Annotated in this window: 12 protein-coding genes; 9 read left to right on the top strand and 3 right to left on the bottom strand. The window is 64.0% G+C overall.

The window, feature by feature from the left end; all coding sequences use genetic code 11:
* Positions 1-30: 30 nt before the first annotated feature.
* Positions 31-615 carry a hypothetical protein gene (locus QM615_RS00695; protein WP_149405753.1) on the bottom strand — a complete coding sequence of 195 codons (585 nt, stop codon included), beginning with the start codon at positions 613-615 and terminating at the stop codon, positions 31-33.
* A 185-nt stretch (positions 616-800) separates the two neighbouring features.
* A complete protein-coding gene (locus QM615_RS00690; protein WP_068047269.1) occupies positions 801-1,274 on the bottom strand; it encodes a hypothetical protein in 474 nt (157 codons plus the stop codon).
* An 80-nt stretch (positions 1,275-1,354) separates the two neighbouring features.
* Between QM615_RS00690 and QM615_RS00685 the strand changes: the two genes are divergently transcribed.
* The 4 genes from QM615_RS00685 to helR all read left to right on the top strand — a co-directional run bounded on the left by QM615_RS00685 (position 1,355) and on the right by helR (position 7,437).
* Complete coding sequence (locus QM615_RS00685) at positions 1,355-1,843, top strand: hypothetical protein (RefSeq protein WP_149405752.1); 489 nt, start codon at positions 1,355-1,357, stop codon at positions 1,841-1,843.
* A gap of 2 nt (positions 1,844-1,845) precedes the next feature.
* Complete coding sequence (locus tag QM615_RS00680; protein WP_149405751.1) at positions 1,846-2,235, top strand: transcriptional regulator; 390 nt, start codon at positions 1,846-1,848, stop codon at positions 2,233-2,235.
* Between the two features lie 603 nt (positions 2,236-2,838).
* Positions 2,839-5,034 (top strand): sensor domain-containing protein, encoded by a 2,196-nt coding sequence (locus QM615_RS00675; RefSeq protein WP_149405750.1) that lies wholly within the window; start codon positions 2,839-2,841, stop codon positions 5,032-5,034.
* A 225-nt stretch (positions 5,035-5,259) separates the two neighbouring features.
* Positions 5,260-7,437, top strand: a complete 2,178-nt coding sequence (gene helR, locus QM615_RS00670) for an RNA polymerase recycling motor ATPase HelR (protein WP_149405749.1) — start codon at positions 5,260-5,262, stop codon at positions 7,435-7,437.
* On the opposite strand, the gene QM615_RS00665 is transcribed toward helR, so the two are convergent.
* The gene (locus QM615_RS00665) at positions 7,398-8,297 is read right to left on the bottom strand and encodes a LysR family transcriptional regulator (protein WP_149405748.1); all 900 of its coding nucleotides are present in this window, start codon (positions 8,295-8,297) and stop codon (positions 7,398-7,400) included. The two genes, helR and QM615_RS00665, sit on opposite strands and share 40 nt — an antisense overlap.
* A 72-nt stretch (positions 8,298-8,369) precedes the next feature.
* Between QM615_RS00665 and dapA the strand changes: the two genes are divergently transcribed.
* The 5 genes from dapA to QM615_RS00640 all read left to right on the top strand — a co-directional run bounded on the left by dapA (position 8,370) and on the right by QM615_RS00640 (position 14,791).
* On the top strand, positions 8,370-9,314 hold the full coding sequence (gene dapA / locus QM615_RS00660; RefSeq protein WP_149405747.1) for a 4-hydroxy-tetrahydrodipicolinate synthase: 945 nt from the start codon (positions 8,370-8,372) through the stop codon (positions 9,312-9,314).
* A 6-nt stretch (positions 9,315-9,320) separates the two neighbouring features.
* On the top strand, positions 9,321-11,705 hold the full coding sequence (locus QM615_RS00655; RefSeq protein WP_149405746.1) for an ATP-binding cassette domain-containing protein: 2,385 nt from the start codon (positions 9,321-9,323) through the stop codon (positions 11,703-11,705).
* 83 nt (positions 11,706-11,788) lie between these two features.
* On the top strand, positions 11,789-12,466 hold the full coding sequence (locus QM615_RS00650) for a GAP family protein (RefSeq protein WP_149405745.1): 678 nt from the start codon (positions 11,789-11,791) through the stop codon (positions 12,464-12,466).
* A gap of 23 nt (positions 12,467-12,489) precedes the next feature.
* Positions 12,490-13,290, top strand: a complete 801-nt coding sequence (locus QM615_RS00645; RefSeq protein ID WP_149405744.1) for a HugZ family pyridoxamine 5'-phosphate oxidase — start codon at positions 12,490-12,492, stop codon at positions 13,288-13,290.
* Between the two features lie 97 nt (positions 13,291-13,387).
* Complete coding sequence (locus tag QM615_RS00640; RefSeq protein WP_149405743.1) at positions 13,388-14,791, top strand: NAD(P)/FAD-dependent oxidoreductase; 1,404 nt, start codon at positions 13,388-13,390, stop codon at positions 14,789-14,791.
* Positions 14,792-14,829: the final 38 nt, after the last annotated feature.

The raw sequence follows: 14,829 nt of genomic DNA, 5'->3' as shown, positions 1-14,829 counted from the left end.
ACTGTCGACTCACACCCCGCAACGTCCGAATCAGTAGGTGTAGTTGATACCTCGGGAGAACGTGAATCCGCCCGTGGGTGCGGTACACCCGATTATGTCGTCGGGCCCGGACCGGCACACCACGTCCTCGACCGACAGCACCTGGCCGAACTCGAGTATTGGGGCGTTCGCATCCACGTAGATGCCCTGTGTCGTGCACATGCTTTCCGAGCCCGCCGCGGTTACGCGAACAGCGACCTTGTCGTTCTCGGCGTTCGAGCATTGCGGTCCGTCGAAAGGATTTCTGCCGTCCACGGCCTGACATCCCACTCGCCCCTCGGGCCCGTCGGCGTCCCAGATGCCGCAGTGAATGTTGCCCGTCGGCGACGTGAAGTTGTATTTGTCACTCCCCGTCCGGAACGTCACGGGATCGACGTTGCCTGCTTCGTCTCCCGACGGCTGCAAGATCGCACCACCACCACCCGGCACCAGGTCCGCTGCTTCCTCCGGCGTTCGCGTCGACGGAGCGACTGCAGATTTCTGTGGGGATTCGGCCTCGAGCCGAGTCGGCGGCTCGGCCACAACCGACGACTCGGTGCTCGTCCCCGCGGCCGACGTCGTCGTCCCAGCGGGCACACGTGTCGTGTCCGGCGCGGCACTGGTGTCCGAATCGCCACTCGCACAACCACCTAGGGCCAATCCGCACACAGTCGCGACCAGAACAACTGACTTCCGAGCAATTGTCACGTTTTCTCTTTTCTCTTTCGAGTCGACATGAAGACGTCACGGCTCTCGCCCGCCGGAAGCCGGTTCGGCGCTGTTCAGCGGGCCGGCACCTCGAAGGTGGGGCTCGGTGTATGCGCGGCACTCGTTCTGAAGGTGACCGTAAGCGGCCCCTCCCCTGTCTCGATGTCCACGTAAGGGTTTGCCACATTGGGGCCCTGGAACCGCCAGCTCGCCACCCGCTGCTCGGCGGTTCCGCTGAGTCCTGTGTCGTGGTTACGCCAATCCGCATAGATGCTCAGATAACACTCGTAGTCGGCTGATCCGGCCCATGCCGGGCTGTACAGGTGGGTGGTGAAATTCGCACGAATCTCGTTGGGCGCGTAGCCGCTCTGGACATTCACATCGACGGTACCGCCGAGACATTGGGGAACCTCGGCGAGCGTGTAAATCCGTTGTTGCGGCGAGAAGTATCTCTCCTGGGCACCGGCTTGCGCGGCGCTGGTACCGATCACGGCTGTGAGCGCGCTGGCGAGGACGAGTGAACGAGTGACGACCGGATGCTTCTTCATGACCCTCCATGGATGTGCGCGGTGTACTTTCAGGATTCAACGTAACACTTGCCTAGACGGAAAGTGTTAGAGTTGCCAACATGGAAAGCAATCAGTCGCCGGACGACGTGCGCGATCTTCTGGATGCGCTCCACGCCGATCGCGTCTCCCTCGCAGATCGTCTCGCTGCACCGTCCTGGTTCTACCCGGTCTTCGCCGCCGTGACCGCTCTGCACGTAGGAACGCCGGTATTGCCGGACAGCAACGTGGGTGCCGCATTCGCCGCTCTCCCGGTAGCGGCAGCCGCGACATTGGCTCTGCTCTACCCCCGGATATCCGGGGTGCGACCGGCGGCAGTAGGCATGGTGGGATGGGGTGTTCTCATCGGGCTCCTGGTGAGCGTGCTCGGCTTGTTGAGCGTGTCCTACGGTGTGGTGGCGTCACTGTCTGCGTGGTGGGTACTTGTGCCGCAGGCCGTGTGCTTCGTCGTCGTGCTGTTCGGCGGTCGTCTGTTCGACGGCGTGTACCGAACCCATCTGCACGCTGGAGGCGTCCGGCAGCTCACCGGCCGCCGGTCCAGGAGTAACTGATCGTGACCGAAGATCCCGGTTTCGGGCCGAAATTCGATTCCGTCATACATGCTCCAATCCGCCTGCGCGTCTGCGGAATTCTGCGGCGAATCGACGAAATCGACTTCGCGGTCATACGCGACACACTCGAGATCAGCGACGCGTCGCTGTCGAAACATCTCAAAGCGCTCTCCGACGCGGGCTACGTCTCGATGAAGAAGACTGCGTCGCTGTCACGTTCGGACTCGAGGAGAGTGACGTGGGTGAAGCTGACAGGTGCCGGACGGGAGGCGTTCGATGCTCATATCGCCGAACTTCATGTCATCGCCCACGGCCACCCGGAACCATCGCCGTCGCGACCGCCCCTCATGACGTGGAGTCCGACCTTCGGTGCCACACCCGAATTGGGCTGAACTGCATGTCATCGGGTGCAATTTCCACCACCCAGCATCCGAACGAATCGCCGCTGTACCGGCGACGCCGAGCCTGAATCCGATCACCGCCATCGGCGACAACAGACTGCCCGTTGTCCGACCGACACAGCCATCAGCTGGGGTCGGCCGCACAACGACGAATCGACCTCACTCCCCTGCACTCTGCGCTCACTTCCATCAGATGACCGTAATCATCAACGGCGACAACCATTTTCGGGGACGACGTCGCATCCATTCGTCGGTCGCGTTCGTGCCGGACAGCGTTGGTGCCGGACTGCGGACGGTTGTGCGGTGCCCGGGTTGTTCGGATCGCCAGCGATCGGCGTCGAACAGACGTACAAGGCGTGCGGTGAACGGCGCGACGATCTGCCTGGCTTACGAGAAGTCCTGGCCGACAGATTCGAGCAGGTAGAGGTCACGATGGTGGGAAATATGGCGCTCTTCGTCGCTCGACATACCGTCGAGGCACGACAATGGACAGACTGATACCCGGCACGGGCTGTTCGGGCACACTGGCCACGAACGACGAATAACATGGACCCGGAGCCGCACGTATCCCGGGCGACACGGATCGGAGGGCCGATGTTCGATCTCCCGGGCGATCCGGTGAGTCTTCGATCCTTTCTGGAACGCTCCCCTGATTTCGTTGCGCTGTCCGATTTCACGGGGAAGATTCTGTACATCAATCCGGCGGGTTCGGAGCTGATCGGGGTCTCGGACGTGGCCGATATCGGCCAGCTGTCGGCCTTGGATCTGCTGACTTCCGACGGACTCGATCTCACCGACGACATCGCCGCCGGTCTGCTCTCCGAAGGCAAGTGGGAGGGCTACTGCGAGCTGCGCCACCACGTGACCGGTACCGGCATGCCGGTCGTGGTGTCTTCCTACGTGATCAGTCGTGACGACGGTGGCCCCGACGTGGTCGCATCCACCATCAGGCACCGACACACGGTGGAACAGCGCAGTGCCAGGATGGCGGCCGACGCGGTGATCGCCGGTCGTCACGCGCTGGAGCAGAAGGCTCTCGCCGATCTGAGCCGATTCGCCGTCATCGCCGAGCTACCCAGGTTGCTCACCGCAGCAACCGACACAGCCGCCACCTTGATCGGCGTGGGCAACTCCGCCATCGCCCATCTCGAGCACCCGGCCGATCCGTACTTGACCATGGACGCGGCCAGCGGTGCACTCGGCTTGCGTCAGAACGTTCCGTCCGGGAACGGTTCGTTGGTGGGATTCGTCCTGACGCTCTCGGAGCCTGTCGTGTGCAACGACAGTCACGCCGAAAAGCGTTTCCGTACCGACACGATGATCTCTCTCGGCCTCCGCAGCGGCGTCGGAGTCCCCATCTTCACCGCCGCCGGAAAAGCATGGGGAGTTCTCTCCATCCACAGCGCCGAGGCCCGCCTCTATCGTGACGAAGAAGTATCGTTTCTCAGTTCGGTGGCCGGCATCGTATCCGCGGCGATACGACGCATCGACCTCGAACTCCAACTGCGACGACGTAGCACGCACGACGCCCTGACAGGTCTGCCGAACCGCACCCTCGCGTACGAGGTCATAGATTCGGCGTTGGACCGCGCCAGACAACAGTCAGGCACCGTAGCACTGCTTCTACTCGACATCGACGACTTCAAGATCATCAACGACAGCCTGGGACACGACGCCGGGGACAGAGCGTTGGTCAAGTTCGTCGAACGGCTCGCCTCGGCCATCAGAGACGCCGACACCATCGCGCGCCTGGGCGGAGACGAATTCTTGATCGTCTGCGAAGGCGTCGACAGCGTTGCTCACGCGGAGGAACTCGCTCGACACATCTCGAGTTCCATCGCCGTTCCCTTCTCCGCCGAAGACGTGCCCATCCCCTTGAGCGCCAGCATCGGTATCGCGGTGTCCGAACCGAATTCGAGTCGGCACGAGCTGATCCACCGCGCCGACTTGGCCATGTACCGCGCAAAGGACAGTGGTACCGGTGGGCATGCAGTGTTCGATCCCACCGATCTCTACGACGCGGATCGCATCAGGTCACTGTCGATCGATCTCCGAGCGGCCCTGCTCGCCGATGAACTCACTCTCGCCTACCAACCGTTGGTGGACATCGCCACACGGAAGATCGTTGCCGTGGAGGCGCTCGCCCGCTGGGATCACCGCGAACTCGGGCCCATCGACCCCAGCGAGTTCGTCGGAGTCGCCGAAAGAACTGGTCTTGCAACTCCTTTGGGCGCGTGGGCGCTGCGTACCGCATGCACGGCCGCGGCGCGGTGGCGAACGTTCTCCGACATCGTGGTCCGCGTCAACGTCAGCGCGCTTCAACTCCGCGATCCCGATTTTCCCACCGAGGTCGCCTCGGTACTGAAAGAGACGGGACTGCCCGCCTTCGCTCTCGGCCTCGAGGTGACCGAAACCGTGTGGGTCGCCGACACCGAACGGGTCGCCGACACCGTCTCCGCACTGCACGCCATGGGGGTGGCTCTCCTACTCGACGACATGGGCAAAGGCCACAGCTCCATGTCGTATCTCGACCGCTACCCCATGTTCGAGTGCTTCAAGATCGACAAGTCGTACATAGCCCGGCTGCCGGCCCCTCGGGCACGTGCGATCGTCTCGGCAATCGTCTCGCTCGCCCGCGCGTTCGACGTCACCGTCGTCGGCGAGGGTGTCGAAACCGAGGAGCAACTCGACGCACTGGCCGCCACCGGCTGCGACTTCGCGCAGGGATACCTCTTGGGTCGGCCGGTCGGTGCCGGAGCCATCGCCGATCTGCTTCTCGGCGATCGATGAACCCCGACCACGAGGGCAAGTTCGCCGGACCCGTGGCCTGATCTCGATTCCGAATCACTTGATTCACAGCCGGTTTCGTCGGCACCGATGATCGCGGACGGGATCGAGAGCGACTGTTACTTCTTTTCCCCTTTCAATGTATAGCGCACCCAGGGGCTTGCGGCAAGACCCCGTACAGGGCTCAGAATTGCACGCTGCAGCCACGTAGCAATCGATCGGAGTCCCGTGAAACATGCGTACCCGAGTGTTTTCGACCTACCCGACAATCTCGCGCGCAAGCGTGACTCGGCATTGATCGGCCAAGACGAGCAACACTTTTCAGCTATTCGCTCGAGTATCGAGAAGTCTCGTCTCGACACGTCGGCACGGCTGGAGGCAGCGCAGAAGTCGTCGGGCCGTATGGGCCGAGAAGTGATGGAACGCGACTTCGAGATACACCGCTTGGGCGGCCGTCTCCGTTCACTGCGTCGGTACGGAGTCGATCTGTGCCTGGGTCGCGTCGTGACCACCGACGCGGAGGAGCCGGTATACATCGGACGACTCGGACTGCTGGGAACTGCAGGCGAGCAACTCCTCGTCGACTGGCGCTCCCCCGCAGCCGAACCCTTCTTCGGCGCCACTCACGCCAATCCCATGGGGCTGCGAAGTCGTCGTCGATACAGGTGGACGAACGGCACCATCACCGACTACTGGGACGAGGTGTTCGATCTGACCGAACCGATCACCGAAGCTGCGCTGGACGATCAGTCCGCCTTCATCGCCAGTCTGGGTACGGCACGTTCACCGCGAATGCGTGACGTGCTGAGCACCGTTCAGGCAGATCAAGACGCGATCATTCGAGCGGACGCCCGCGGCGCGCTGGTCGTCGACGGTGGTCCTGGAACCGGGAAAACCGTGGTCGCACTGCATCGCACCGCGTATCTGCTGTATGCGGAGACGCGTCTCGGACACAGCCGCGGCGGCGTGCTGTTCATCGGCCCACACGAGCCGTACCTCGCCTACGTTTCCGACGTCCTACCGAGTCTGGGCGAGGACGGTGTGCAGACCTGTACTCTTCGAGATCTCGTCGCCGAAGGAACGAACGCGATCGACGAGACGAATCCTTCTGTGGCGCAATTGAAGGCGACCGAGAGCATGAGCGTGGCGATCGACGCGGCCGTTGCGTTCTACGAGCAGCCACCGACTCGGACCATGATCGTGGAGACCGAATGGGCCGATCTGACATTGACTGCGGCCGATTGGGCCGAGGCCTTCGAGGCACCCGACCCCGGCACTCCACACAACGAGGCTCGTGAACAAGTTTGGGAATTGCTGCTGACGATTCTGATGGACCGCCACGACGGCGACGAGGCCCCGACCGACATACGAAAGTCACTGCAGAACAACGAGTCTCTACGCGCGGAGCTGCAAAGATCCTGGACGATCATCGATGCTCCCGACCTCGTCGCAGACCTGTGGAGCGTGTCGGCGTACCTTCGCTCGTGCGCACCCTGGCTCGCCCCCGAGGACGTCCACGCACTACAACGACCCGATCCGACGCGATGGACGGTGGCCGATCTCCCGCTGCTCGACGCCGCACGAATGCGGCTGGGAGATCCTGAACATGCACGGCGCACTCGGCGTCGGGATCTGGCAGCTGTACACGAACGCGCGCGAATGGACCGCGTCGTCGATGAACTCATGGCCGCCGACGACGACGAGATGATGGCTGCGCAGTTGCGGCAGGACGGAATTCGCGATGCGCTCGTCGATTCGGCGGGCTTCGAGCAGATCCCGTCGGACCCCTTGGCGGGGCCGTTCGCACACATCGTCGTCGACGAGGCGCAAGAATTGACCGACGCGCAATGGCACATGGTCCTGCGCCGGTGCCCGTCGGGCAGCATCACCATCGTCGGAGACCGCGCGCAAGCGCGTCTGGGATTCGCCGAGTCCTGGCGCGAACGACTTCGACGGGTCGGACTCGACCGGGTCAGGATTGCCACCCTCGGTGTCAATTACCGCACCCCGCAGGAAGTCATGGCCGAAGCCGAGCCGGTGATCCGTGCAGCGCTACCGGACGCGAACGTCCCGGTCTCCATCCGCAGTACCGGAGTGCCCGTCGAGTACGGAGACGCGGCGCAGCTGGCGTCGATACTCGATCGCTGGGTGGAGTCGAACATCGACGGAATCGCCTGCGTCATCGGCGATCCCACGTTTGTCCCGTCGGAGCGCATCCGCTCGCTGACACCGCAGTCGTCGAAGGGCCTCGAATTCGATCTGGTCGTGCTCATCGACCCGGATTCGTTCGGATCAGGAATCGCCGGTGCCGTCGACAGGTACGTGGCCATGACGCGAGCGACCGGCCAGCTGGTCGTTCTGACCACTCAGCGCGAGGCCGCACCGAGGACGCCCAGCACGGCATGAATTGCCGGGCTGGCATCGGCGCTGCGCCGCCACGCGGCCTGCACCTCACGAGCGGGAGCGCGCTCGAGCGGAACCGCGACAAGACCGGCACCGAGCACCGGACGCGCGAGGCGAGGCACGAGAGCGAGCACGTCGTCCGCTTCGACCAGCGAAAGTTGCGTGGAGAAATCGTCGACGAGATGGCGAACATCGATCTCGGCGGATGTCTCGGCGAACAGCCGCCGAAACCACTGGTGACAGACCGTCCCGGCCGGGCTCGTCACCCACGGGTACCGCGCGAGTTCGGCATGGGTCAACGCGGTCTCGCGTCGGGCGAGAGGGTGGGTTCGCTTCATGATCACGTCGCCGAAGTCCAGGTGAATGGGTTGTCGAACGACCGAGGGAGGAGCGGGTGCCGATACCCCGTCTGCATCGTGCACCAGCGCCAAATCTGCGGTCCCGGCATAGACGCTGTGCAGTGCACGATCCGGATCCTCCTCGCTGATGTGCACCGTCAGATCGGGATACCGTCGATCCAGCTCGATCAGCGCGGGAGCCACCAATCCACGCACCGCGGTCGAGAAGCCGACCAACCGAACGACCCCACGAGCGACGCCCCCGTCGGCGGATCGAGCGGCCTCGACGCAGCGTTCCAGAGCGGCGAACACCTCCCCCGCGGACTCGACCACCGCCCGACCTGCGGGGGTGAGCACCACGCCTCTGCCGGCCGGCGCCAGTACCGGGGTGCCGATCTGCCGTTCGAGTCGTTTGATCTGCTGAGAGATCGCCGAGGAGGTGTAGCCGAGCTCGTCGGCGGCCCGCGCAAGAGTGCCGAGTGCCGCCACAGCGCGCAGTGCGTGCAGGGCGCTGGTATCGATCATGAAGGAACAGTACGCAGTAATGCCGCAAATGCATCGCTGGACCTCAGGTATCGAGCGGTCCACACTCGGAGCATGAACACCAATCGGTCGCCGGCCTCGACGATCTTCGGTACGAACCTCGTCGCCATGGCGACCCCGATGCACCCCGATGGTTCACTCGACCTTGCGGGCGTCGATGCTCTTCTCACGCACCTGTCGGCCAGGCGATGCGATGGCGTCGTGATCGCCGGAACAACCGGTGAAGCACCGACCTTGACGGGCCACGAGATCTCGCAGCTGATCGCTCGCGCCTGCGGGCATCGCGATCACGCTCTTCGCGTGATCGCTGGAATAGGCACCAACGACACCTCCACGGGGATGGAGATGGCTCGGTCCGCAGCGGCAGCCGGTGCCGACGCCCTGCTGATCACCGCTCCCTACTATTCGCGCCCCACCCAGGCCGGCATTGCGGAACACATCGTCGCCATCGCCGAGGCAGGTGGGCTACCGGTCATGGTGTACGACGTCCCGGCGCGCACAGGTGTGGCGATCGAGGCGTCGACGCTCGTCGAGCTCTCTCACCACTCCCTCATCGCTGCCGTCAAGGACGCCAAGGGTGATCTGTACGAGGCCATGACCGTCATGTCCTCGACGGATCTCGCCTACTACTGCGGAATCGACGAACTCGCACTGCCCTACCTCGCCTCCGGTGCAACAGGATTGGTCAGCGTCACCGGAAACGTCGTGGCAGACCGCTACGCCGAGCTGATCGCGGCAATCCGCGTCGGCGACCTGGACCGAGCGAACGCAGTACAGCGATCGCTCCTGCCGTTGACCGACGCCGTCATGCGCACGACGCAGGGGGCCATCATGGCCAAGGCCGCGCTCGCCAGGATCGGCGTCATCTCCGACGCGACCGTGCGACGCCCACTTCTCGCATCCTCGGCGGCCGACCTGAGCCGACTCGACGCGGCCCTGTCGGCCACCGGATTCGATCAGGAATCGAGAAGCGAGCACGTTTCGGTACGACTAGCGTGACTGCTCATGGCGACGAAGAAGGTCTCGGAGGGCTCGGCACGGCATGCTGCCGACAGTCACGATTCGATTCGTGTTCAGGGGGCGCGGCAGAACAATCTCCAGGACATCGATGTGGAGCTACCCAAGCGGCGACTGACCGTGTTCACCGGGGTCTCCGGGTCAGGAAAGAGCTCGCTGGTCTTCAGTACGATTGCGGCCGAATCACAACGCATGATCAACGAGACCTACAGTGCCTTCGTACAAGGATTCATGCCCACGCTCGGCCGCCCGGATGTCGACGTCATGGACGGACTCACAACGGCCATCATTGTCGATCAACAGCGCATGGGCACCAATCCTCACTCCACCGTCGGCACCGCAACCGATGCCAACGCCATGCTGCGGATTCTGTTCAGCCGAATCGGAAAGCCGTACATCGGCTCCGCACAAGCCTTTTCGTTCAACGTCGCGTCGGTGTCCGGTGCAGGTGCGTACAAGGTGGACAAGGGCGGCAGGCAGACCACAGAGAAGAAGTCCTTCACCGTGACCGGTGGCATGTGCCCACGCTGTGAGGGCAGAGGCTCCGTCAGCGACTTCGATCTCACTGCTCTCTACGACGCGAGCAAGTCGCTCAACGAGAGCGCGATCACGATCCCCGGCTACAGCATGGAGGGCTGGTACGGCCGAATATTCCGCGGCTGCGGGTATTTCGTCCCGGACAAGCCCATCGCGAAGTACACCAAGAAGGAACTCGACGACCTGCTCTATCGCGAACCGACGAAGATCAAGGTCGACGGCATCAATCTGACCTACTCGGGGCTCGTGCCGCAGATTCAGAAGTCGTTCCTGTCCAAGGACGTCGACGCCATGCAGCCCCACATCCGCGCCTTCGTCGAACGTGCGATCACCTTCACCACCTGCCCGGACTGCCTCGGAACCAGGCTCAACGAAGGTGCTCGGTCGTCGAAGATCAAGGGCGTCAACATCGCCGACGCATGTTCGATGCAGATCAGCGACCTGGCGAAGTGGGTGAGCGGCCTGAAGGAACCGTCGGTGGCACCACTGCTGACCACACTCGGCGAGACTCTCGACTCGTTCGTCGAGATCGGGCTCGGCTACCTGAGCCTGGATCGTCCGTCGGGAACGTTGTCCGGTGGAGAGGCCCAGCGCACCAAGATGATTCGCCACCTCGGATCCTCGTTGACCGACGTGACGTACGTGTTCGACGAGCCGACCACCGGTCTGCATCCCCACGACATCGAGCGGATGAACAACCTGCTGCTTCAGTTGCGCGACAAGGGAAACACCGTACTCGTGGTCGAGCACAAGCCCGAGACGATCTCCATCGCAGATCACGTCGTCGATCTGGGCCCCGGTGCGGGAAGCGCGGGCGGGCACGTCTGTTTCGAGGGCACCGTCGACGGATTGCGGCAGAGCGACACCGTCACCGGTCGGCATCTCGACGATCGGGCATCATTGAAGCAATCGGTGCGCGAGTTCTCCGAAGTACTCGAAATCCGCGGCGCGGACTCCCACAATCTGCGCGACGTGGACGTCGACGTTCCACTCGGTGTACTGGTTGTCGTCACCGGCGTCGCAGGCTCGGGCAAGAGTTCGCTCATTCACGGATCGCTCTCGGGGACAGACGATGTGGTGTCGGTCGATCAGGGGGCGATACGCGGGTCGCGGCGGAGCAACCCCGCGACGTACACCGGGTTGCTCGAACCGATCCGCAAGGCGTTCGCCAAGGAGAACGCCGTCAAACCCGCGTTGTTCAGCTCGAACTCCGAAGGCGCGTGCCCGACGTGCAACGGCGCTGGTGTCCTCTACAGCGACCTCGCGATGATGGCCGGGGTGGCCACGACGTGCGAGGAGTGCGAGGGCAAGCGATTCCAGGCATCGGTACTCGAGTACCACTACGGCGGGCGCAACATCGACGAGGTGTTGTCGATGTCGGTCGCAGAGGCCGAGGAGTTCTTCTCCGACGGGCCGGCGAAACTGCTCCCGGCACACAGGATTCTGCAACGCTTGAACGACGTCGGATTGGGCTACCTGAAGATCGGCCAGCCGTTGACCACGCTGTCGGGTGGAGAACGCCAACGCCTCAAGCTGGCGACGCACATGGCCGACAAAGGCGGGATCTACGTTCTCGACGAACCCACCACCGGATTGCACCTCGCCGATGTCGACAAGCTCCTCGGGCTGTTGGACCGGCTGGTCGACTCCGGCAAGTCCGTGATCGTCATCGAGCATCATCAGGCCGTCATGGCCCACGCCGATTGGATCATCGATCTCGGTCCCGGTGCCGGACACGACGGCGGACTGGTCGTGTTCGAGGGCACGCCGTCCGATCTGGTGGCGGACGGTTCGACCCTGACGGGCAAGCACTTGGCCGCGTACGTGGGGAGCTGACGTGCAACCGATTCCCGGCCGGACCGCCGAGGCCGTCGTCACCGAGAAGGTCACCTTCGACTGACCGATATCCTGGACCCTCCATGGTGACCTTGCTGCTTGCGCTTGTCGGATTTGCACTACTCGATTCACTCGACGTGCTGCTGATCGGCGTGACCGCTGCCATCGCTGTGCATTCGAGAACCACCCGCCGGTCTCCTTTCCGAGCCGGGCTGGCGTTCGTCGGCGGAGTGTTCACGGCAACGACCACGTTCGGCATCCTCACCGTTCTCGGCATCGACTTCTTAACCGATCTGTTCGACATCACCATCACTGCCACGCTCCGGTATCGCACCGAGCTGGTGGTCGGGCTGGTGCTGATCGGTCTCGGTGCTCTGCGCACCGCCGAACGCCGCCCACCGGCCTGGGCCGCCAGAGCCGGCTCCAGCATCCCCGTCGTCGCCCTGACCGGACTGACGATCGGCCTGGTGCAGGGCCCGACGGCCGTGCCGTATCTCGCCGGGCTGACGATGCTCTCGACCTACGATCCCCGCCCGCAGTGGTGGCCGGGCATCGTCGTCGTCTACTGCCTGATCGGGCTACTACCGCCCATCCTCGTGCTGATTCTGGCGTCGAGGAAGAGTCGACGCTCCAGGCGGGCATTCACCGCTACCGTGCGAGCCCTCACCCGGTACGGCCCGCCGACGGTGCGCGTCATCTTCGTCGTGCTCGGTGTCGCACTCGTCGCCGACGCGCTCGTTCATGCCCGAGACCTCCTGTAGGTCATCGTCGTAAGCTTCTGCGCATGGCACTCGATCACGGCGATCCCGGTGACGCCCCGTCCGTCCCTCCTCCCCTGGCACCGGTCGTCGACGACCGCCGGCCGTCCGCGGCCGAGGAAGCACGCACGATCGCGGCGTCGACGAACACCGCAACCCTCGCGAGCCTGACCGCGGACGGCGATCCCTGGGCATCGTTCGTCACGTACGGATTGCTCGACGGCGCTCCGGTTCTGTGTGTCTCGCGCATGGCCGAGCACGGACGCAACCTCGCGGGCGATCAACGGATGAGCCTGTCGATCGTGGCACCGCAATCGCAGACCGATCCGCTGGCGTCGGGCCGCATCACCCTCGCCGGCGTCGTCGAGCGGCCCGAGGGCGATGAGCTTGCGGCTGCCCGCGACGCGCATCTCGAAGCGGTGCCGGCAGCGAAGTACTACGTGGACTACAGCGACTTCACGCTGTGGGTCATGCGCGTGCATCGGGTCCGGTGGGTCGGTGGATACGGGCGGATGGATTCAGCAACTGCCGAGGCGTATTCCGAGGCTGTGCCCGATCCGGTGTCGCCCACCTCGGGGTACGCGATCGAGCACCTCAACGCCGATCACGCGTCGTCGCTGAACGCGATGGCCCGCAAACTGGGCGGCTTCCCCGATGCCACGTCCGCCGAGTGCACGGCCGCGGACCGCTACGGACTGGATCTGAAGGTGCACACGCCACGCGGAATCGCGTACACCCGGGTCGGTTACGCGACACCGATCGACTCGGCTGCCGAACTGCGAGCCGCGACCGTGGAACTTGCCAAGCGAGCAGCAGCCGGTCGATAGGTACCAGAGGCAACCGAGGAGACGACCACCTCGCCGAGACGTCGAGATGGATGGCGACTACCGTTGACCTCACACAGCAATCGTTAGGGAGCAGGTAATGAGCATCCAACCGCTCGAATCGAAGCGTCACCGCGTCGTCGTCATCGGTTCCGGGTTCGGAGGTCTGTTCGGCGTCAAGGCGCTCAAGAAAGCCGACGTCGACATCACCCTCGTCGCCAAGACGACACACCACCTCTTCCAGCCTCTCCTCTACCAGGTCGCGACCGGAATCCTGTCCGTCGGCGAGATCGCTCCCACCACCCGCGTCATCCTGCGCAAGCAGAAGAACGCCGAGGTACTGCTCGGAGACGTGCTGAACATCGATCTCGAGGCCAAGACGGTGACGTCCAAGCTCCTCGAACGCATCACCGTCACTCCGTTCGACAGCCTCATCGTCGCGGCAGGCGCACAGCAGTCCTACTTCGGCAACGATCACTTCGCCGAGTTCGCGCCCGGCATGAAGACCATCGACGATGCACTCGAACTGCGCGGACGCATCCTCGGAGCGTTCGAGCAGGCCGAACTCTCCGACGATCAAGAGGAGAAGGACCGCCTCATGACCTTCGTGGTCGTCGGCGCGGGTCCCACCGGTGTCGAGCTCGCCGGGCAGATCGCCGAGCTCGCCGATCGCACCCTCGACGGAGCTTTCCGCAACATCGATCCGCGTGACGCCCGCGTCATCCTGCTCGACGCCGCGCCGGCCGTGCTGCCGCCGATGGGTGAGAAGCTCGGCCGCAAGGCCGCCGAGCGGCTCGAGAAGCTCGGCGTGGAAATCCAGCTCAACGCGATGGTCACCGACGTCGACAACGACGGCCTGACCGTCAAGGAGAAGGACGGCACGACGCGTCGCATCGAGGCGCAGTGCAAGGTCTGGTCCGCAGGCGTGCAGGGCAGCCCACTCGGCAAGCAGCTCGCCGACCAGTCCGGATCCGAGACCGATCGCGCCGGACGCGTGCTGGTCGAACCGGACCTCACCGTCAAGGGTCACCCGAACGTGTTCGTGGTCGGCGACCTGATGTCGGTCAAGGACGTTCCGGGCATGGCGCAGGGTGCCATTCAGGGAGCGACCTACGCTGCCAAGCTGATCAAGGCATCGGTCAAGGGCCAGGACGATCCCGCGCAGCGGGCCCCGTTCAAGTACTTCGACAAGGGTTCGATGGCGACGGTGTCGCGATTCAACGCCGTCGCCAAGGTCGGCAAGCTCGAGTTCGGTGGATTCATCGCCTGGCTCATGTGGCTCGCTCTGCACCTGTACTACCTCGTGGGCTACCGCAGCCGCATCACGACTGTCATCTCGTGGTTCGTGACGTTCCTGGGCAAGGGCCGCGCGCAGATGGCGTCGACCGAACAGCAGGTGTTCGCGCGATTGGCCATCGAGCAACTCAACTCTCTCGAACGTGCGGGTGCCGTCAAGACGGACGCAGCCGGTCAGGAACAGGAACGCGAGAAGGCCGCAGGCTGATCAGCAGCTGACCCGTCGCTACGACTACGACGCACGGG

The sequence above is a fragment of the Rhodococcus sp. IEGM 1341 genome, assembly GCF_030056895.1.
Lineage (GTDB): Bacteria > Actinomycetota > Actinomycetes > Mycobacteriales > Mycobacteriaceae > Rhodococcoides.
Note: the sequence above shows the minus strand (reverse complement) of the source record. Positions and strands in the feature narration are given on the sequence as shown.